The 20,060-nt window shown below is 64.6% G+C and carries 14 protein-coding genes; 8 read left to right on the top strand and 6 right to left on the bottom strand.

The window, feature by feature from the left end:
* Positions 1-395 precede the first annotated feature (395 nt).
* The 4 genes from catA to MPN20_RS12105 all read right to left on the bottom strand — a co-directional run bounded on the left by catA (position 396) and on the right by MPN20_RS12105 (position 5,071).
* Entirely contained in the window at positions 396-1,265 is an 870-nt protein-coding gene (gene catA / locus MPN20_RS12120) for a catechol 1,2-dioxygenase (RefSeq protein WP_242782519.1), read from the bottom strand.
* A 76-nt stretch (positions 1,266-1,341) separates the two neighbouring features.
* Entirely contained in the window at positions 1,342-2,445 is a 1,104-nt protein-coding gene (locus MPN20_RS12115; protein ID WP_242782518.1) for an enolase C-terminal domain-like protein, read from the bottom strand.
* Positions 2,442-3,428 carry a LysR substrate-binding domain-containing protein gene (locus MPN20_RS12110; RefSeq protein WP_242782517.1) on the bottom strand — a complete coding sequence of 329 codons (987 nt, stop codon included), beginning with the start codon at positions 3,426-3,428 and terminating at the stop codon, positions 2,442-2,444. Before MPN20_RS12110 ends, MPN20_RS12115 begins: the two co-directional genes overlap by 4 nt.
* Positions 3,428-5,071 (bottom strand): ATP-binding protein, encoded by a 1,644-nt coding sequence (locus tag MPN20_RS12105; protein ID WP_242782515.1) that lies wholly within the window; start codon positions 5,069-5,071, stop codon positions 3,428-3,430. Before MPN20_RS12105 ends, MPN20_RS12110 begins: the two co-directional genes overlap by 1 nt.
* A 234-nt stretch (positions 5,072-5,305) precedes the next feature.
* Between MPN20_RS12105 and hutU the strand changes: the two genes are divergently transcribed.
* Complete coding sequence (gene hutU / locus MPN20_RS12100; RefSeq protein WP_242782513.1) at positions 5,306-7,027, top strand: urocanate hydratase; 1,722 nt, start codon at positions 5,306-5,308, stop codon at positions 7,025-7,027.
* Positions 7,028-7,356: 329 nt separating this feature from the next.
* On the top strand, positions 7,357-8,892 hold the full coding sequence (locus tag MPN20_RS12095; protein WP_242782511.1) for an AMP-binding protein: 1,536 nt from the start codon (positions 7,357-7,359) through the stop codon (positions 8,890-8,892).
* Between the two features lie 5 nt (positions 8,893-8,897).
* Here the strand turns inward: MPN20_RS12095 and MPN20_RS12090 are convergent, their stop codons facing one another.
* Entirely contained in the window at positions 8,898-10,205 is a 1,308-nt protein-coding gene (locus MPN20_RS12090) for a helix-turn-helix domain-containing protein (RefSeq protein ID WP_242782509.1), read from the bottom strand.
* 146 nt (positions 10,206-10,351) lie between these two features.
* Here MPN20_RS12090 and MPN20_RS12085 point away from each other — a divergent pair, with 146 nt between their 5' ends.
* The 6 genes from MPN20_RS12085 (at position 10,352) to MPN20_RS12060 (ending at position 18,688) form a co-directional block, all read left to right on the top strand.
* The gene (locus MPN20_RS12085; RefSeq protein WP_242782507.1) at positions 10,352-11,785 is read left to right on the top strand and encodes an AMP-binding protein; all 1,434 of its coding nucleotides are present in this window, start codon (positions 10,352-10,354) and stop codon (positions 11,783-11,785) included.
* 187 nt (positions 11,786-11,972) lie between these two features.
* Entirely contained in the window at positions 11,973-13,253 is a 1,281-nt protein-coding gene (hutI, locus tag MPN20_RS12080; protein WP_242782505.1) for an imidazolonepropionase, read from the top strand.
* A 133-nt stretch (positions 13,254-13,386) separates the two neighbouring features.
* Positions 13,387-15,192: a histidine ammonia-lyase gene (hutH, locus tag MPN20_RS12075; RefSeq protein ID WP_347566828.1), complete on the top strand. Its 1,806-nt coding sequence runs from the start codon at positions 13,387-13,389 to the stop codon at positions 15,190-15,192.
* 1 nt (position 15,193) lies between these two features.
* On the top strand, positions 15,194-16,468 hold the full coding sequence (locus tag MPN20_RS12070; protein ID WP_242782503.1) for an allantoate amidohydrolase: 1,275 nt from the start codon (positions 15,194-15,196) through the stop codon (positions 16,466-16,468).
* Positions 16,465-17,874 carry a formimidoylglutamate deiminase gene (locus tag MPN20_RS12065; protein WP_242782501.1) on the top strand — a complete coding sequence of 470 codons (1,410 nt, stop codon included), beginning with the start codon at positions 16,465-16,467 and terminating at the stop codon, positions 17,872-17,874. The genes MPN20_RS12070 and MPN20_RS12065 overlap by 4 nt, the downstream gene beginning before the upstream one ends.
* Positions 17,875-17,938: 64 nt before the next feature.
* Positions 17,939-18,688, top strand: coding sequence for an IclR family transcriptional regulator (locus MPN20_RS12060; protein WP_242782499.1), 750 nt, complete (start codon positions 17,939-17,941; stop codon positions 18,686-18,688).
* Positions 18,689-18,761: 73 nt separating this feature from the next.
* Here MPN20_RS12060 and MPN20_RS12055 read toward each other — a convergent pair whose 3' ends face one another.
* Positions 18,762-19,790: a Fic family protein gene (locus tag MPN20_RS12055; protein ID WP_242782498.1), complete on the bottom strand. Its 1,029-nt coding sequence runs from the start codon at positions 19,788-19,790 to the stop codon at positions 18,762-18,764.
* Between the last annotated feature and the right edge of the window lie 270 nt (positions 19,791-20,060).

The following is a 20,060-nucleotide window of genomic DNA, read 5'->3' as shown; positions in this document are numbered from 1 at the left end:
GCGGACGAGAGCACTGTCTGCAAACAGGCGCCTCGTCCGCAAAGCGATGGGTCGCGTGACTTCGGTCAGCGGCGGTCGCGACTTTCGGCGTCACTGGCTGGTGACCCACTGTCCGCCGTCGCCGTCACCTTCGCCCGGTGGGCCTCTTCGTGCTCACGCGCCGCCGCCCGGCGCCCTGAGCGGAACTGAGCGGAACTGAGCGGAACTGAAGGGACGTGAGCAGGCGAGTGCACAGAAGAAGGTGCCACGGCTGATTGCCGTGGCACCTTTGACGTCGAGCTGAGTCGAGCTGAACCGAATGGAACTGAGCCGAGCCTGGCCGAGGGGATCAGGCCCGAGCGGAGCCGGTCTGCGCTTGAGCGTGTCAGATCAGCTCGCGAGCCTGCTCTGCTGAGTCAGGCTTCGGGGTCGAGGACGAAGTTGTAGGTCGTCATCTCGCCTTCCTCATCTGGGTTGGGCTGAGGGTCGAGCAGGAGCTCGGGCTTGACCGCCGAGGCGATGTCGTCATCGTTGTGCGGATCGCCGGGGAAGTACAGCTGCGAGGTGATGAGCCTGTGGCCGGGAGCATGCACCTTGAAGTGCATGTGCGCCGGACGCCAAGCGTGCCACCCGGCAGCCTCGATGAGCTGACCGCAGGCGCCGTCCGTGGGTATCTGGTAAGGCGCGGGACGTATCGTGTGGATCTCGTATTCGCCGTCCTCGTTGGCGATGAAGGTGCCGCGCAGATTCCACTCGGGCAGGCCCGGAGCGAACTGCGAGTAGAAGCCCAGGCTGTCGGCGTGCCACAGCTCGAGCTTGGCTCCTGGAAGCGGTTCACCGGTGGTCGAGGTGACCTGGCCCTTGAAGACGAACGGGGTGCCCGGTTCGTCGGGGCGCATGTCGATGGTGCCGTTCCATTCGACCTCAGGTGAGTTCTCGAGGTAGTACGGCCCTTCGATGGTGCCCTTGGAACCTTCACGGTCCTGGTTGGCGACTTCCTCCACCGCGTGCTCGATCCACACGTCGAGGAACAACGGCCATTCGCCGTCTTCGCCGACCTTGATCAGCCAGGCCTTGAGCGCGTTGAACTCCTCGTAGCTGACCTGCTCCTCTTCGACGATGTCGGTCAGCGCCTTGATGGCCTTGCCTGCCAGGAGCTCGACTCGCTCATGGTCGACGACTCCGCCGCTGGCCTGAGCCTGGCGCTCGCGGAATCGTGCGGAGGCGTTTGCGCCCGAGTCCGCTGCCTTGGCGGTGGCTTCCTGTGCGAAATTGTTCTCTGACATATCTACTCCTTTGTTGATGTGGTGTTCGTCAGGTTCTGTGGGTGGAAGATCAGGCTGGTCTGCCAGATCTTCCGGGTCATCGGTCGATGCGGTAGTGGGTGAGCTTGTCCTCGTCGACCCCGGTCCCCGCGCCGGGAACGGTCGGTGCGGCGATGCGCCCGTCCTTGATCTCCAGCGGTTCCGCGATGAGGTCATCGGACATGTCGAGGAAGTTCGACATCTCTGCCGGGTACCGGGAGGAGTGCTCGAAGGCGGCACCGAAGCTCGCCGTGGCCACGCTCCCCAGCTGGGTGTCGATCTGGTTGCCCATGAGCACGTCGAGGCCCAGGGCCTCGGCGAAGGACAGGATCTTCTGGGATTCCGTGAAACCGGTGCGAGCAGTCTTGATCGACAGCGCGTTGGCTCCGCCGGTGTGGATCTCACGGGCGGCATCGCCGAGGTTGGGCGCCGATTCGTCGGCGACGATCGGAATCGGTGAGTTCGTCACCAGCTGGCGGCGTGTGAGCACCTCGGCGGCATCATTGGGTTCCTCGAAGAACCGCAGATCGAGATCGGCTGTGCCCGCCAGCATCTGCGCGGCCTCGGTGGCGTTCCACCCTCGGTTCGCATCCAGGTAGAGGAGTGCGTCCGGGCCCAGAGCCTCACGCAGGGCAGCGACGAGTTCGATGTCGAGGGAGACCGGACGGCGGCCGACCTTGATCTTGAACGAGCGGACTCCGTAGGTCTCGCGGAAGGACAGAGCCTCGTCCACGACCGCCTCGGTGGGGGAGAAGCCGAGCATGTGGGTCACCTCCAGGGAGGAGGCGAACCCGCCGAGGAGACGGTGGACCGGGGTGGAATGTGCCTTGCCGATGAGGTCCCAGAGGGCGATGTCGACGCCGCCCTTGGCCGTCTGGTTGCCGATCGTGCGGTGCAGCTTCGCGTGGATGGCTCCCCGGTCGAGGGGGTCGGCGCCGATGAGGGCGTCGGCGAAGATCGTGTTGATGACGGCGATGACCGACTCGACGGTCTCGCCGTAGGTGTAGGGGCGCGGCGGGATGTCAGCGGTTCCGACGAGCCCCTCGTCGGTGGTCAGACGCACGAGCACATGTTCGACGTGATGGACCTCGCCGCTGGCGAACTTCAGCGGCTTCTTCATCGGGATCCGGTAGGGCACCGTCTCCAAGTGGGTGATCTTCACGATGCGTTCTCCTTCGGTTCGGTGGGCGTCTCCACCGGATCGGGCGGTGTTTCAGTCGATTCCGCCGATGTCTCAGCTTGCTCGGTCGGTGTTTCGTCGATGACGTCGGAAACCACCTCGGTGATGATCCGGGCCATGCGGGTGATGATCTGGGTCTCTTCGTTCGTGCGCCACGCGAGCGCGAGCTCGGTCCGGGGAGCCTCGGTGATCTCGCGGAAGTGGACCCCGGGGATCTCCAAGGCTGCGGCCGTGCGGGGGACGATGGCGGGCCCCAGACCGGCGGCGACCAGCGACATCAGCGTCGATGTCTCCGAGGCTCGGATCGAATAGTCGGGCGACGCTGAGTGCTCGGAGAGGAACGTCGTCGTGGTCGCGGAGACCACGGAGTTCTCCGGGTAGCCGACCAGGGACTGCTCGACGAGCTCAGCGGCCGTGATCGACTCAAGATCGTCCAGCGGGGAACCGGTCGGCACCGCCAGGATGCAGGTTTCATGTCCGAGCACCTGGTAGCTCAGCCCTTTCACCGGGGAGCCGTAGCGCAGAAGCGCGATGTCGATGCTGCGGTCGAGCAGCTGGGAGACGAGCCGGGGCGTGGTCATCTCGCCGCTGACTCCCAACTGCAGGCGGGGAGCGGCCAGGGCCGTGCGACGTACGACCTGCGGCATCACACCATAGGTCGTGGAACCCGTGAAGCCGAGGCGCAGCGGACCCTTGAACCCGGCGCCGATGAGCTGAACCTCTGAGCCGAGTGTGTCGAGTTCGGACAGAACCCGGCGAGCCTGCTCGAGAAGATGGCTTCCCGCCGAGGTGAGCGAGACCGAGCGTGTGGTGCGGTTGAGCAGCGTGGTGCCCAGCTGCCGCTCGAGTTTGCGGATCTGCTGTGACAGATAGGGTTGAGCCAGTTTGAGCCGCTCCGCCGCCTTGCCGAAGTGACGTTCCTCGGCGACGGTGGCGAAGTACTGCAGCTGGCGGGTCTCGAGCATCATGCCGATTCGACCTGCCTGGGGGTGAACCGCGGAGGAGCGGATGTGCCCGTGGGAACCGAACTTCCGGGCGCCTCGTCGACGGTGTGGATTCCGCGGAAGTGGGCGGCATGGACGAAGTCGTCGAAGCTCAGTGCCGCCCCGCGGTGGGCAGCGATGCGCAGGGCCAGGCGCAGCACCATCTTGATATCGCGGGCGGTGATGTCAGGGAAGTCGCTGACCAGGCGGTCGAGGAGTTCGGGGTTGAACTCGACATCATTGCCCTGGGCCATGATCTGCCAGATCCGGCGAGCGTCCTCCGGGCTGGGCGCGTGGTATTCGATGACGGCCGCGCAGCGTGCGAGGATCGCCTCGTCGACGCCGTCTGTGCGGTTCGTCGTCAGGAAGAGCAATCCGTCGAAGTATTCGAGGGTGCGCAGGAACTCCGCGACGATCGCGTTCTGGGTCAGGTCGAGTCCGCGTTCGAGGACGAAGACGTCGGCCTCGTCGAGGAGGAGAACAGCGTTCCAGCGCTTGGCGCGATCGAAGATGACCTCGAGGTTCTTTCGCACGGCCTCCGGGGTGATGCCCAATGATCCGGAGTGGATCGAATACAGGGGTTTGCCGATGACCTCGGCGTACACCTCGGCGGTCAGGGTCTTGCCGACGCCGGGCCGGCCCTTGGCCAGGATGACATTGCCGGCGGACTTGCCGTCGATGATGTCACCGGTGAAGACCCCGATGTCGGAGGTCAGGATGGTCAGCAGCTCACGCTGTTCGGCGGGGAGGATGAGTTTGTCCTGCAGGCCCGGATCGTAGGCGTATTCCTTGAGATCTCCGGTGTTGACGTCGAGGTAGTCCTGGGCGCCGAGGTCGAAGACGCGCACGGCCGTGAGCAGGGGGATGGTGCCGTACTCGCCCTCATCGAAGAGCACCGAGGTGCTGGCTCCGCGCAGCCCGGCGATCTCATCGGGAGCGACGTCGTTGACGACCTTGCGACCCGAGCGGTGATTGGCCGCACGATGGTTGTCGGTGCGGATGGCGCGGCCGGTGAACATGTACTGAGAGCCGAATCCGTGGTCGATGATCTCCTTGAACTCGGCCAGTCGGGTCGAGTACTCGTCCTTGAGCGCCGGGTTCTCGCGGAAGACTCCCGCCGAGGTGAGCGCCTCTTCAGGTGTCTTGCCGACGATCTCCGTGTCTTCGAAGTAGAGGACCTTGGGCACGCGGGAGGGGCGCTTGACCGTCGGGTTGTCGGCCTCAAGCGTGACCTTCACGCGAGGGCCTCGAGTCTTGTCGCCGTGTTCCAACTCGATGTTCATCACGAGGTACGGGTGGGCGTAGCCGTCGGATTCGCGCACATAGAGCCAGCCGTCGATCTTCTCGGCACGGAGGAACTCGCGCAGGACCTCGGCAGCTGAGGTGATGTCGGGGATGACCGGGTAGTCGCCCATGCGGCTTGCCCTGATCGCAGTGATCGTTCGTTCGAAGGACGAATCGCCGAGGTTGACTGCAGTGGTGCAGAGGTCGATGAGCGCCTGGTCGGTGAGTTCCCGATCGGGGATGCCGATGTCCTTCGAGCGCCAGCTCTGGGCTCGGGACCGGGTCGTGTGCAGGTCCTGCGATTCGGTGGCTGCGACGACCGCGGTGGGGGCGATGAACATCGTTGTTCCTCTTCTCTGAAGCTCGGAGATTCGGGGCTGTTGATGGTCAACCTATGCCTCTTTCATCTTTACTTACAGAATCGATTGCGTCTCGATTGAGAAGTGGGTTGCATGAATGGTGTCCGATATTTCGGACATAACTTGATCCACACCACTTCCACTTCTGTGTGGAATCGTCAGAATTGGAAGTGTAGGCAGGACAGGCCCCATGACCGTACGACGAAGGAGAGTCACATGACCACCAAGCAGACTTTCACCCAGCACGACCCCTCTCGCGTGATCCGCGCCGACCGGGGCACCGAGATCACCGCCAAGAGCTGGCAGACCGAAGCGCCCAAGCGCATGCTCATGAACAACCTCGACCCTGAGGTCGCCGAACGTCCCGAAGACCTCGTCGTCTACGGCGGCACCGGTCGTGCGGCTCGTTCGTGGGAGGCCTACGACGCAATCGTGCGCACCCTCGACGATCTCGAGGACGACGAGACCCTCCTCATCCAGTCGGGAAAGCCCGTCGGTGTCATGCGCACCCACGAATGGGCCCCGCGCGTGCTCATCGCCAACTCCAACCTCGTCGGCGACTGGGCCAACTGGGAGCACTTCCGCAAGCTCGAGTCCGAGGGCCTGATGATGTACGGCCAGATGACCGCCGGGTCCTGGATCTACATCGCCACCCAGGGCATCCTCCAGGGCACCTATGAGACCTTCGGCGCCATCGCCCGCAAGCGCTACAACGGCACCCTCGCCGGAACGCTGACCATCACCGGCGGCTGCGGCGGCATGGGCGGAGCTCAGCCTCTGTCGGTGACGCTCAACGGCGGCGCCTGCCTCATCATCGACGTCGACAAGACCCGCCTCGACCGTCGCAAGTCCAAGCGCTACCTCGACGAGGTCGAGACCGATCTCGACACGGCACTGGCCAAGGTCATCGAGGCCAAGAAGAACAAGCAGGCACTGTCCGTGGGGCTCGTCGGCAACGCTGCAGAGGTCCTGCCGATGATCCTCGACCGCCCAGAGGCCGCCGAGGTCGACATCGTTACCGACCAGACCTCGGCTCACGACCCGCTGTCCTACCTGCCCATCGGCGTCAGCGTCGACGACTGGCACGAAGAGGCCGAACAGGATGCGGAGAAGTTCACCATCCGCGCCGAGGAGTCCATGGCCAAGCACGTGCAGGCCATGGTCGAATTCCAGGACCGCGGCGCCGAGGTCTTCGACTACGGCAACTCGATCCGCGATGAAGCGCGCAAGGCCGGCTACGACCGCGCCTTCGAATTCCCCGGCTTCGTCCCGGCCTACATCCGCCCGCTGTTCTGCGAAGGGCTCGGACCCTTCCGCTGGGTCGCACTCTCCGGTGATCCCAAGGACATCGAGGTCACCGACAAGGCCCTCAAGGAACTCTTCCCCGACAACGAGCACCTCCATAACTGGCTCGACGCCGCCAACGAGTACGTCGAGTTCGAAGGTCTCCCGGCCCGCATCTGCTGGCTCGGCTACAAGGAGCGTCAGCAGGCCGGACTGCTGTTCAACCAGCTCGTCGCCGAGGGCAAGATCTCGGCTCCGATCGTCATCGGCCGCGACCACCTCGACTCCGGTTCGGTCGCCAGCCCCTACCGTGAGACCGAATCGATGCTCGACGGCACCGACGCCGTGGCCGACTGGCCGCTGCTCAACGCCATGGTCAATGCGTCGTCGGGTGCGACCTGGGTGTCCATCCACCATGGTGGCGGTGTCGGCATCGGCCGCTCCATCCACGCCGGTCAGGTCTCTGTGGCCGATGGCACCGAGCTGGCTGCGAAGAAGCTCGCCCGCCTGCTCACCAACGACCCGGGTATGGGCGTCATCCGCCACGTCGACGCCGGTTACGACCGCGCCGTCGAGGTCGCCGAAGAGCGCGGCATGCGCGTGCCGATGATCCCGGAGCTCGACAAGCGCGACGAGGAGTCCGCCGCCCAGTAAGTAAGTAAGTCGGTACCGCACGCGGGTGGGTCGCGGCGCGTTGGGCCTGACTCGCCTGCGCGCCAGCGCGCCTTCGAAAGGGATCGATCGAAGTTGAATAGCCCAGTTTCAAAGAGGGGCTCTGAAACTTCGATCGGTCCCTTTCTCGTGATGCGTCCACATCGCTGGGCGTCCTATGCTCGAGCCGCGACGCTTCACTCTGCGGAACAGTACATAGGTTGCAGCCTGTGTACTGTTCTGCAGAGTGATACAGGTATCTGGTTCTGTCGGTGAGCAGTGCAGGCGGTTTCCTGAGTTTGCGAGGTCACAGTCGTGGTTACTATTGAGTCATGATGACTTCGAACACACCTTCCGCACCGGTTCACAGCAATGGAGGAGGAGCCGCTGACGACTTCACCTTCCCCGTCGCCGAGCTGGTCGGTCTGCCATTCACCCGCGCGCAGAAGAATCCGCACGGTGCGTGCCTGAGCTGGCCCGAAGGTCGCTTCGACAACTCGGAGTTCGCCTCGGCGGTGGCCGCGACCGCACGCGAAATGAGCACGAATCACGGCATCGGCCGCGGATCCGTGGTCGGCGTACTGCTGCGCAACGTCCCCGAGGTCATCACGACGCTGTTCGCGACCTGGTCACTCGGTGCCGCGCTGACCCCGATCAACCCGGCGTTGAAAGACGACGAGGTGCTCTTCCAGGTCGACGACTCCGGTACCGGACTGATCGTCGGTGATTCCCGCGCCGAGGCATTGGCCGGCACCCGCCAGATCGGCTTCCTGTCCGTGGACGACGACTGCTTCCGCGGCAACGGTGACCCGAGCGGTGAGGTCGACGTCATTGATGACGATGCATCGCTCATCGTCTACACCTCAGGCACGACCGGCAAGCCAAAGGGCTGTGTGCTGGGCCAGACGAACATCTCGGCCATGATCTGGTCGATCCTCCATGCGATCGATTTTGGTGAGGAGTCTCGCAGCCTCCTTGTCCTCCCGCTCTTCCACTGCAACGGACTGTTGGCAGGCTCGGTGGCCCCGCTGATGGCAGGCGGCAGCGTCCACGTCATCCCGAAGTTCGATCCGAGCAGCTTCTGGGACGTCGTCGAAGCCGAGCGCCCAACCTACTTTTCCGCCGTGCCGACGATCTACTCGGTCCTCGAGGCCACGACGAAACGGGACGTCGACACGAGTTCTCTGCGGTTCGTCATCTGCGGCGCCGCTCCGATGTCGGTCGATGCGATCACCCGCTTCGAGACCCGTTTCGACGTCACGATGCTCGAAGGCTACGGCCTGTCCGAGTGCTCGGTCGCCGCGACCATCAACCGCAATGACGGCACCCGCCGCCCGGGCACCGTCGGAACGGCGCTGCCCGGGCTCACGCTCGGAATCAAGGACCCGGAGGGCAACCTGCTCAAGCCTGGCGAGCCCGGCGAAGTCGTCGTGTCCGGAAAGACCGTCATGCGCGGATACCTCGGCCGCCCGGACGCCACGGCCGAATCGCTCAAGGACGGCTGGCTGCACACCGGAGACGTCGGCTACCTCGATGACGACGGATTCCTCGTCCTCGTCGACCGGATCAAGGACATGATCATCCGCGGCGGTGAGAACATCTACCCCAAGGAGATCGAGGACGCGCTCTTCGGCCACCCGCAGGTCACCGAGGCGGCCGTGGTCGGCAGCCCCGACGATAAGTACGGCGAGGTGCCGGTGGCCCACGTGGCCCTGCGCGACGGAGCCAAGACCACTCCCGAAGAGCTGCATGAATTCCTCGAAGCACGTCTGGCCCGCTTCAAGGTCCCCGACGGGATCTACATTGCCGAGACCCTGCCGAAGAACTCCGTCGGCAAGATCCTCAAGGGGGACCTCCGCGAGAAGTGAGGCGCTCAACCCGAGATCTGGTCTCCAGGAGCAAAGATATAGCTGTGGGCATAGAGGGCTGCCTCGATGCTGAGCCGATTCGATCCCAGGTCCGTGCCGAGGAGCGATTCCGCGATCTCCACCCGGTACCGGATCGAGTTCTTGTGCATCGTCATCGCGGCTGCCGTCGCTGTGTAGCTGAGATCGTGACGCAGAAATGTCAGCAACGTCGAGCGGTGGCGGGCATTGGCCTCGGAGTTCTCCGCCAGCGGGCCGAGCACAGAGCGCACCCAGTCCCGCGCTGCCTCGACATCATTAGACATCAGTGAGACGAGAGCCATTCCCGGGTCGTCGTGGGAGTGCAGTGCCGCCGGTGCCCGTCCGGCCAGGCAGACGTTCTGGACTCGCGTAGCTTCTTGGTGAGAGAGCCGGAATCCTTCCGCACCGGTGTGAGCGGAACCGAGCGCAAGGTGCACAGCGTCGGTGGCATCCAGCCGATCGCCGAGGGACTCCTCGTACTCCCAGCTCTCGGGCACCGTGATCCATCCCCAGGCGGTGTCCTGGTCGCGACTGATGACCAGGCTCGAGCGTGGGGAGCCCATCGCTGCGCCTGCGGCGTTGATGGCGGAGGTGAATATGCCCAGGCCATTGATGGTGTCCGGTGCCGAATGGTGTGTCCAGGCGACGACCGCCACGTGTCGGGCGGTGAGGCTGTAGCCCAGTGTTGCCGCGGCTGCAGCGGCGTCGACGTCCCCGCCTTCGATGATGTCTCTGACCTGAGATTCCCGTGCAGTGGTGCGGTTCGCCAGCCACGCTTCGCGTTCCTGCTCGTAGAGGAGTGCGACCTTTTCTGACATCCAGTCGATGTATTCTGACACCTCATCGACCAGCCGCTGGAACACTGCTGAAGCCAGGTCGGCCGGGAGCTCGTCATCGGCGGTGATGAAGTCGTAGGCGCTCTGCAGCAGCCGTTGCTGACCCAGGCGGTAGGCCCGGACCAAGGCATTCACTGAGATCCCGCGCTGTGCCAGCCGTCTGGCGTATTCGTAGGCGGCAACCGGCGGTTCGAGGTTGTCCGGAGCGATCCCGTGCCGGAGCGCATGGAAGATGGTCTCGATATTGCCTTCGATGCTCGCGCTGAGAAGATCGAGGAGCGTGGGCTCCTCACCGAGTTCGGCGATCCGCGTGGCCAGATACTCGTAAACGCTGCGGGTCAGCTCTGGGATGCGCGGACTCAGGTCAGCGGAGATCCGGGAGAGCTGCGCCATCACCTCGGGGGTGGCGTGTGTGGGACTGGGCCCGTCGCCGGGCGTCCGTGAAGGAGAGGCGACCATAGGAGAAGACTAGCGCGAACTGTCATCCGTGGTGAGGGCTTTTTCGAAAGTGCCTGAAGTTGTTTTGTACCTTTGGCCGAATGATGGGAAATGCTTTGACGTGCGGGTCCAGTGTGCTGACCACGATGCCTGTATACGCTTGATATATGCAGACTTCGAGCGCCACTTCCGCCCCGACCAGGAGCTGTCCGTCAATAGGTGACGGACCTGCCAGGGCCGGGGTTTCGGCGCGCATTGAGCAGAAGGTCGCCGAGGCGGCGGTGGCCCCAGCCTTCCCCGCGGCCCCAGCCTTTCCCGCGGCTTCAGCTTTCCCCGCGACCTCAGCCGCCCCCGCGACCTCAGCCTTCCCCGTATCCGATCTGGTCGGGCTCCCTGCCGACCGTGCCCGCTCCGACCCTCACGGACCGTGCCTGAGCTGGCCCGGCGGCAGCCTCGACAACACCGGATTCGCATCAGCTGTGGCCGCGACCGCGCATGCCATGAGGACTCAGTTCAGGATTGGTCTCGGTACCGTGGTCGGTGTGCTGCTGAGCAACGGCCCCGAGGTCATCACGACGATGTTCGCCACCTGGTCCCTCGGTGCGGTGCTGACCCCGATCAACCCTGCTCTGACCGACGACGAGGCGGGCTTCCAACTCGACGACTCCGGTGTCGTGCTGCTCATCGGCGACTCCCGCGCCGAGGTGGTTGCCGACGACCGTGGCCTCGGTTTCCTCTCCGCCGCCGACGAATGCTTCCGGAGCGGTGCCGAACAGGACGGTGTCGAACAGAGCGGCGCCGAACGGAGCAGTGCCGAACCGATCCGTGACCTCAATGTTCGTGACAGCGACGGATCACTCATCGTCTATACCTCGGGTACGTCAGGTCTGCCGAAGGGCTGCCTGCTCAACCACTCCAACGTCTCGGCCATGGTGTGGTCGATTCTCAACGGGATCGACTTCGGTGATGACGCACGCAGCCTGCTGGTGATGCCTCTCTCCGGCGGCCACGGACTTCTCGCGGGTACCCTCTCGCCACTCATGTTCGGCGGCAGCGTCCATGTGCTGCCGGAGTTCGATCCGAGAACCTTCTGGGACGTCGTCGAGGAGGTGCGTCCGACCTACTTCTCGGCTCTGCCCGCGATCTACTCGGTCCTTGACGCCACGGAGAGACCCACGGTCGACACCTCTTCCCTGCGGTTCGTTCTCAGCGGAGCCGCACCGATGTCGAGCGATGCGATCACCGGTTTCGAATCAAAGTTCGGCGTGACCGTCCTTGAAGGGTACGGTCTCTCAGAATTCGCCACGGCGGCGACCCTCAACCGCAACGACGGCTCCCGCCGCCTCGGAACTGCAGGGACAGCACTGCCGGGAATCACCGTGACCATTCAGAATCAGGACGGCCGGCTCCTGCCGCCAGGAGAAACCGGCGAGGTGGTCATCTCCGCGCAAACCGTCATGTGCGGCTTCCTCGGCCGCCCCGACGTGACAGCCGAGACACTCAAGGATGGCTGGCTGCACACCGGTGACTTTGGATTCCTCGACGACGACGGATTCCTGACCCTCGTCGATTGCGCCACGGGCACGACCAACCGCAGGTGACCGAAACCGGGGAGACGACGGTCGACGAGTCGGCTGTCAGTGGCGTGAGGCGTCCGTCAGTGGTGTGAGTCGGCCGTCACGATCTGTCCGAAATGTCGGACGAATTTCGACGAGGGCGGTTCAGCCGCGCGCCCTGGCGGTCCATACTGGGGAGAGCAACCACTCTCGACCGTGAAGGACCTCTCCCTTGCAGCTCATCACCGGGATCAGCGAACTCGTCGTCAACGACCTCAACACGCTCGGCGCACTCAACGTCATCGAAGACGCTGCAGTGCTCATCGACGACGGTCGGATCCTGTGGTCGGGGCCGTCCGCTCAGGTGGACACCGCACTTCTGGACCACCTCGGCGAGCGGAATTCCACCCCCGCCGAGGTGGTCAACGACGATGACATCGAAAACGGAACGCTGACCTCGGCGAGTGCCGGCGTCGAGGTCGACACGATCGACCTGGGTGGCAAGGCCGTCATCCCGGGCTTCGTCGACAGCCACAACCACCTCATCTTCGCCGGTGACCGGTCCGAAGAGTTCGCAGCGCGGATGGCAGGGCAGAAGTATTCGGCCGGGGGCATCGCGACCACGGTCGCGGCCACTCGGGCGGCCAGCGATGAGGAGCTCGAGGCCAACCTCGTCCATCTTATGGATCAGGCCACCCGGCAGGGCACGACGAGCTTCGAGATCAAATCCGGCTACGGACTCACCGTCAAGGACGAACTGCGAGCGCTGCAGATCATCAACCGGCACACCGAGGATTCGACCCTCATCGCCGCCCACGTGGTCCCGCCCGAATACAAAGAGGACCCGGAAGCCTACGTCGACCTCGTCATCGACGAGATCATCCCGGCCGCGACCGGACAGGCGAAGTGGATCGACGTGTTCTGCGAGAAGGGCGCGTTCACCGAGGATCAGACCCGTCGCATCATCGAAGCCGGCCAGGCCGCAGGAATGAAGCCGCGCCTGCACGCCAACCAGCTCACCGACGGGGGAGCGCTCAAACTCGGTGCGGAACTCGGCTGCGTCTCCGTCGACCACGCGACCTTCGCCTCCGACTCCGACCTTGCGGCACTGGCCGCAGCAGGCACCGTCGTCACCCTGCTGCCGAGCATCGAATTCTCCACTCGTCAGCCCTACCCCGACGCCCGCCGCTACGTCGACGCGGGAGTCAGCCTGGCGATCGCCACGGACTGCAACCCGGGTTCGGGATTCTCCAACAGCGTCCCCTTCGCCATCGCCATCGGCGTGCGCGACATGCACTTCACCGTCGAACAGGCCGTCTGGGCTGCGACCGCAGGCGGGGCCAACGCTTTGCAGCGCACCGATGTCGGTCACCTCGGTGCCGGAGCTCGGGCCGACCTGGCCATCCTCGATGCACCCAGCTACCGCCACCTGGCCTACCGGCCGGGCGTCCAGCTCGTCGAACGCGTTTACCGCGGCGGCGAACTCGTCGCCGACAACCGACCGCAAACCTGAACCGTGGCGCCGGGCACTGATCCACAGTCCACCCGCCGGATGCACAGTTTCGAAGCCGACGATGCACCACCTCGGCGACCATCAGAACGAACTGAACAACGTACGCACTTACCGCTCAACCGAAAGGCACCAGATGTCAGTCTTCATCGATCTTGATCCCGATACCCTCACCTTCGCCCAGGTGGTCGACGTCGCCCGCCACGACGCGAAGGTCAGCCTGAGCGAGACCACCCTGACCCGCGTGAACAAATACCGCGAAGCCATCGACGCACTTGCCGCCGCGGAGAAGCCCGTCTACGGAGTCTCCACCGGATTCGGTGCCCTGGCTCAGCGCCACATCCCCGCCGAGCTGCGCACCCAGCTGCAGAAGTCACTCATCCGCTCCCACGCTGCCGGCGTCGGCGAACCCGTCGAACGCGAAGTCGTGCGCGCACTCATGCTCCTGCGCGCCCGCACACTGGCCACCGGCCGGGCAGGTGTGCGCGCCGAGGTGCTCCAGACCTACGTCGACCTCCTCAATGCCGGCATCACCCCGGTCGTCCATGAATACGGTTCGCTGGGTTGCTCCGGTGACCTCGCACCGCTGTCCGCCTGCGCGCTCGTCGTCATGGGTGAAGGCGTGGCCGCCGGGCCCGACGGTGTCGCCGGACCCGCCGACGAGATCCTCAAGACGGCCGGCATCACCCCGGTCACCCTGGCCGAGAAGGAAGGCCTCGCGCTGGTCAACGGCACCGACGGCATGCTCGGCATGCTCATCATGGCCTTGACCGACCTCGAGAACCTCCTCACCGCCGTCGACGTCTCTGCGGCCATGAGCATCGAGGGACTCTTCGGCACCGACGCCGTCTTCGCCCCCGAACTCCACTACGCACTGCGCCCCCACGATGGCCAATCCGCGGCGGCTGCGAACATGCTCGCAGCGCTTAAGGACTCGGGCATCACCGCCAGCCACCGCGACTCGACCCACCTGGTCCAGGACGCCTACTCGATGCGCTGCGCCCCGCAGGTCAACGGCGCCGCACGCGATGCCGTCGCCTTCGCCACCCAGGTCGCCGAACGCGAACTGCGCGCCGCCATCGACAACCCCGTCGTGCTCACCAACGGCATGGTGTCCTCCAATGGCAACTTCCACGGCGCACCCTTGGCCCACGCGCTGGACTTCCTCGCCATCGTCGCCGCCGACGTCGCCTCGATGTCCGAACGCCGCACCGACCGGATGATGGACGTCACCCGCAACCAAAACCTGACCCCATTCCTCGCCGACGACGCCGGCGTCGACTCGGGTCTGATGATCGCCCACTACACCCAGGCCGCGATGGTCTCCGAAGCCAAGCGCAACGCGAGCCCCGCCTCGGTGGACTCGATCCCGTCCTCGGCAATGCAGGAGGACCACGTGTCCATGGGCTGGTCAGCCGCCCGCAAACTGCGCAAGGTCGTCGACAACTTGGCCAGCGTCATCGGCATCGAGTTCTATGCCGCCTCACGTGCCTGCGATATGCGCGAAGCCGCACCGGCGCCTGTCACCGGAGCAGTGATCTCTGCGATCCGCGAGACCGTGCCCGGCCCCGGCCCGGACCGCTTCCTGTCCCCGGAGCTCGCCGAAACGATCTCGAAGGTCAAGGACGGCTCCCTCGTCGCCGCCGCCGAGTCGATCTCGCCGCTGCAGCACACCGTCACTTCAGCTGCCGGAACATGGCTGCCCGAGGGTGGATCGCCAGCCGTCAACGACCCTGAGTTCACTGCACTCGGTAACCTCAACGCCGCCGCCGAGGCCTCCGGCACGGATGCTGCGACGACCCACCAGGACAACGCTGGCCAGGACAGTGCTGGCAAAGACAACGCCGGCAAGGACAACGCCGGCAAAGACAACGCCGGCAAGGACAACGCCGGCAAAGACAACGCCGGCCAGGACAACGCCGGCAAGGACGGAGCGAACTGAGATGAGCGACGTCGTCTCCCTCCTCTCCCAGATCGAGGACACTGGCCGTGACACCCGCGGACCCGGTTACCAGCGGGCGGGCTTCTCGAACACCGAACGGGAACTGCGTGACTGGTTCCTCGCCGAGGCAGCCCGCCGTGGCCTCGACACCGAGATCGATGCCAACGGCATCACCTGGGCGTGGGCGACCGCGCCCGGTGACAATGCCGTCGTCACCGGCTCCCACCTGGACTCCGTCCCCGGCGGCGGAGCGTTCGACGGACCCCTCGGTGTCGCCTCGGCGCTGGCGGCCTTCGACGAACTCAAGGAATCGGGAGCACTCGAACGCGCCCAGCGTTCGCTCGCACTCGCGGTCTTTCCCGAGGAGGAAGGCTCACGCTTCGGCGTGGCCTGCCTCGGATCGCGTCTGATCACCGGCGCCATCGACTCCGACAAGGCGCTGGGACTCAAGGACGCCAACGGCGACACCTTCGCCGACGTCGCCCGCGGCTACGGCCTCGACCCGAACCTGATCGGCACCGATGCTTCGCGTCTGCAGAAGGTCGGGTCGTTCATCGAACTCCATGTTGAGCAGGGCATCGGGCTCATCAACACCGACCAGCCGGTCGCGATCGGCTCATCAATCATCGGGCATGGTCGCTGGCATTTCTCCTTCGCTGGTCAGGGCAACCACGCAGGTACGACACCGATGGGCCACCGCGCCGATCCGGTGGTCGCGGCTTCCCGCGTGATCGGTGATATTCCGACCCTAGCGGCCGCCACTGACGCGAGTGCCGTGGCAACCGTGGGCCGCACGCTCATCCACCCGGGCGGGACGAACGTCATCGCCTCGGGCATGAGCTTCTGGCTCGACATCCGTCACGCCGACGATGCCGTGGTCAAGCAGGTGCTCGAGACGATCTCGAAGCGCGCGCAAGCTCATGCTGGCGACACTGGAGTCCAGGTGAGCATTTCGCAGGAGTCCTACTCACCGACGACCTACTTCACCAAAGAGCTCAATTCGCGGCTGACTTCTGTGCTGCCGGACGCTCCGCTGCTGCCCTCGGGTGCGGGACACGACGCGGGAATTCTCGCCCCGCATGTGCCCTCGGCGATGCTCTACGTGCGCAACCCGACAGGTGTCTCCCACGCACCTGAAGAGGCCTGCGAAGTCGACGACCAGCGGGCCGGAGTCACAGCCCTGGTGAAGGTCCTCGAAGGGGAACTCGGGGTGGCTAATGCCGAGGGATCGACCGGTGCTGATGTTTCCACCCGAATCGACGGAGGTGCGGCATGAGCACGCGCTTCTGGTGCGAATCCGCCTGGGTCGACGGCAAGGTCGCCACCGGTGTCCTGCTCACCGCCGACGAGACAGGCACCCTGACCTCGGTCGAGACCGGGATCGACACCCCACCCACCATCGCCGAGGTGGTCCCCGGCTTCACCCTGCCCGGTGGAGTCAACGCCCACTCCCACGCCTTCCACCGCATCCTGCGCGGGCGCACCCACGGCGACGGCGGGACCTTCTGGACATGGCGCGAGGTCATGTACTCCGTGGCCGCCAAGCTGACCCCGGAGAGCTACGAAACCGTCGCTCGCGCGGTCTTCGCGGAGATGCTCGCCGGCGGCTACACCTCGGTGGGCGAATTCCACTATGTCCACCATGCACCCGACGGGACTCCGTACGGTGGCGACAACGAAGAGTCGGCACGTCCCCGCGGGGACGTTTCGGCGCGCGACGAACCCCGCACCCACGCGATGGAACGGGCGCTGGCACGGGCGGCCGCCTCGGCGGGATTGCGCATCCGACTCCTCGACACCTGCTACCTCACCAGCGGCATCGACACCGAACTCTCGGCCGAGCAGGCCCGCTTCGGTGACGGAACCATCGACGGATACATGGACCGCCACGCGGCGCTGTCCGAGGCTTTCGCCACCGAGTTTCCGATCGGAGCTCCTGGTGAGAGCTTCGTTCACGTGGGCTCGGCGATCCACTCGATCCGCGCGGTCCCGGCAGCGAACCTGCCCCGCTTCGCCGAACTCGACGGCCCCGTTCACGTGCACCTGTCCGAACAGCCGGCTGAGAACGAGGCCAGTCAGGCCGCGTATGGCACGACACCCACACAGGTCCTTGCGCGTTCGGGCGTCGTCGCCTCGAACCTCTCTGCCGTCCACGCCACCCACCTCAGCGATGAGGACATCGCGACACTGGGTGGCGCGGAAGCGAACATTGTCATGTGCCCGTGCACAGAGGCTGACCTGGCCGACGGCATCGGCCCGGCCCGCGAACTCGCCGACGCTGGGGCGACGATCTCGCTTGGCTCCGACCAGCACGTCGTCCTCGACGCACTGCGCGAAACCCAGGGCATGGAAGCCGGGGAACGACTGCGATCCGGCCAGCGGGGCAGGTTCTCTCCGGCCGAACTGATCGAGTCGCTGACCACTGGTGGGGCACGCAGCCTCGACCTGCCGGTCGGTGAACTGGCCGTGGGCAAGGCGTGCGACTTCATCGCAGTGGCCACCGACAGCATGCGCACCTTCGGATCGGTGGGGGAGCAGATCATCCTCTCGGCCACCTCGGCGGACGTGCACATGACCGTCAGCGGTGCCCGCGTCCGCGTCCGCGACGGCGTCCACGCGGAACTCGGGTCAATCCCCGACCTCTACCGAGAGGCGTTCGCCGCACTCGGGATGGAGGACTGAGTCGTGATCGCCAGCGCCCGGCACAGGATGCGTGACGACGTGATGAAAACCGGGAGGCCGGACTGTGGCTGAGGTTCCGGCGCTGCGGCGCTCGATCGCGATTCTGCGGCATCTTGCCTCATCGAATCGTCCGATCTCCGCCGGTGCACTGGTGCGGGCGCTGGAGATCCCACGCTCGAGTGCCTACGAACTGCTCACCGTGCTCGAGGAACTTGGGCTCGTCGTCCGCACCGAATCCGGATACGTCCTGGGTGCCGGTGTGCACGAGTTGGGCAGCTCATACCTGCGCACGAACCCTCTGCAGCGCTTGGCCCAGCCCATCGTTCGGCAACTGGCTGATGACACATCAGCGACGGCGCAGCTGGCCGTCATCCGCGGTTGGGAAACCGTGTACTTGCTCAAGGAGCAGTCGCTGAAGTCGGTCGCGGTCATCACTGCCACCGGTGTGCGCATGCCCAGCTACCTGACGGCGACCGGCCGCGCGATCCTCGCGCAGCTGCCCAAGTCAGAGGTGCTCGCGATGTTCCAGTCCGAGTCCGGATTCGTCACTCGCACCGGTCAGGGCCCGACGACGGTGAAGGCGCTCAATGCGATCCTGGCCCAAGACAGGCGAGCCGGGTGGGCGATCGAACACGGCGAGGTCACCCCAGGGATCTCGACGATCGCGGCCCCCGTCTATGACGTGCTCTCGCGTCCGATCGCTGCAATCGGGCTCTCGCTCGCCGGTGACGCGCTGACCGAGGACACCGACACCGAACCACTCGTGGACAAGGTCCTTGCGGCCGCCGCCGAGGTTACCGCCAAGCTGCGGTGACCCGTGTGCTTGGGGTGAACGCCCTCAATTTTTATGACTTAGAAGTGTTGCTCATAAGAATCAACACATCGCTTTATGAGTTCTCTCGCCGTCCGGCACGCGCGGCAAAGGCATCGATCGCTGCAAGGATTTCGTCGCTGCGCCAGAACGGCCCCAATCCATGTTCGGCCTTCGAGCTGGCAATGCCTGCGTCAACCAGCGCCTTCAAAGGTGGATAAATGTTGGGTTGTGCAACTCCCAGTTCCTCTGCCGCGGTGGCGGAATTGAGGACCGGGTGCTCGATCAGGATGTCAAGCAGCCTCCAGGCATTTGAGTTCTTCCTGGCGGTCAATCTCGAATTCCAGCTTTGGCGGATTCGCCGCAGATCTGCGACGAGTTGAGTGCTGTTATCTATAGCCCTGAAGGCAGCCTCTGCGAATATTCGAATGATCGGATCGACGTTGCCTTTCCGATACTCCGTCAATGCGCTGTGGTATCGAGGAACATCTGCAAGCAGCCCAGCTGACACTGGTACAGCTACATTTCGAGTGATACCACGATGTCGAAGCATCGTTTGCACGATCGCGCGCCCGGTTCGCCCGTTGCCATCCGTGAACGGATGGATCGTCTCGAATTGTGCGTGTGTGATCGCTATCGCCGTCATGGCTGGAACATCGGCTCGTTCCGCAAAAATCACCAAGTCTTGGATGAGGTCAGGCACTCGGGAATGGTGAGGTGGCACGAACTCTGCACCTACAGGGGAATCGGCACGGGTGCCGATCCACACCTGTTCGTCCCTGAATTCGCCCGGAGTGTGTCGAGGCTGAGTCCCCATGAGGACTTGGTGGATCGTTCGTATCGAGTTGCTTGAGATTGATTCAGCGCTTTTGAGCGCTGTGAGCAGAGCGCTAGTATTTGCCGCAATCAGCTCAGCATTACTGCCAGATCGAGCTCCGAGCTCTGCGGAGAAGATTGCACGAGCGCTGGCTGTCAGGTTCTCGATCTGAGATGACGATGCTGCTTCCGACCGCAAGAGGACTGGTGCAAAACCTGCAATTTGAAATCCCAGCTCGGCGTCGAATCTGCTCAGCTCTCGAATTGCTTCCTCTGCGACTGCAGCCACTTCAGGATCTATAACGGGGGTTCGGTCAGCGATCGTCGGTGGAACTGACGAGTCATATTGCATACTTCCAGCGTGGATCGCTACGCTCGGACCGAAGCTTGAGCGCGAAACCCAATCGCAGGTCTCGGAGCCGATCGGTGGCCAGTTTGGCGCGTTGTGTTGTGCTGGTTCGAGGTTGCCTAAACTCATAGTCACCATCCCAAAATTATGAGTTATACAAGTTTCTCATAAAAATGACGTCGGCGCTTTATGAGTTCTCTCGCCGCTGGG

It is taken from the genome of Brevibacterium sp. ZH18 (assembly GCF_022748595.1).
Lineage (GTDB): Bacteria > Actinomycetota > Actinomycetes > Actinomycetales > Brevibacteriaceae > Brevibacterium.
This window is presented reverse-complemented; position numbering and strand designations above follow the sequence as displayed.

Bases quoted from the DNA above. Each gene is read 5' to 3' on its own strand.
- hutH (WP_347566828.1), top strand. From the start codon at position 13,387: ATGTCAGTCTTCATCGATCTTGATCCCGATACCCTCACCTTCGCCCAG.
- MPN20_RS12085 (WP_242782507.1), top strand. From the start codon at position 10,352: ATGCAGACTTCGAGCGCCACTTCCGCCCCGACCAGGAGCTGTCCGTCA.
- MPN20_RS12070 (WP_242782503.1), top strand. From the start codon at position 15,194: ATGAGCGACGTCGTCTCCCTCCTCTCCCAGATCGAGGACACTGGCCGT.
- MPN20_RS12105 (WP_242782515.1), bottom strand. From the start codon at position 5,071: ATGTTCATCGCCCCCACCGCGGTCGTCGCAGCCACCGAATCGCAGGAC.
- MPN20_RS12065 (WP_242782501.1), top strand. From the start codon at position 16,465: ATGAGCACGCGCTTCTGGTGCGAATCCGCCTGGGTCGACGGCAAGGTC.
- hutU (WP_242782513.1), top strand. From the start codon at position 5,306: ATGACCACCAAGCAGACTTTCACCCAGCACGACCCCTCTCGCGTGATC.
- MPN20_RS12090 (WP_242782509.1), bottom strand. From the start codon at position 10,205: ATGGTCGCCTCTCCTTCACGGACGCCCGGCGACGGGCCCAGTCCCACA.
- MPN20_RS12110 (WP_242782517.1), bottom strand. From the start codon at position 3,428: ATGCTCGAGACCCGCCAGCTGCAGTACTTCGCCACCGTCGCCGAGGAA.
- MPN20_RS12095 (WP_242782511.1), top strand. From the start codon at position 7,357: ATGATGACTTCGAACACACCTTCCGCACCGGTTCACAGCAATGGAGGA.
- catA (WP_242782519.1), bottom strand. From the start codon at position 1,265: ATGTCAGAGAACAATTTCGCACAGGAAGCCACCGCCAAGGCAGCGGAC.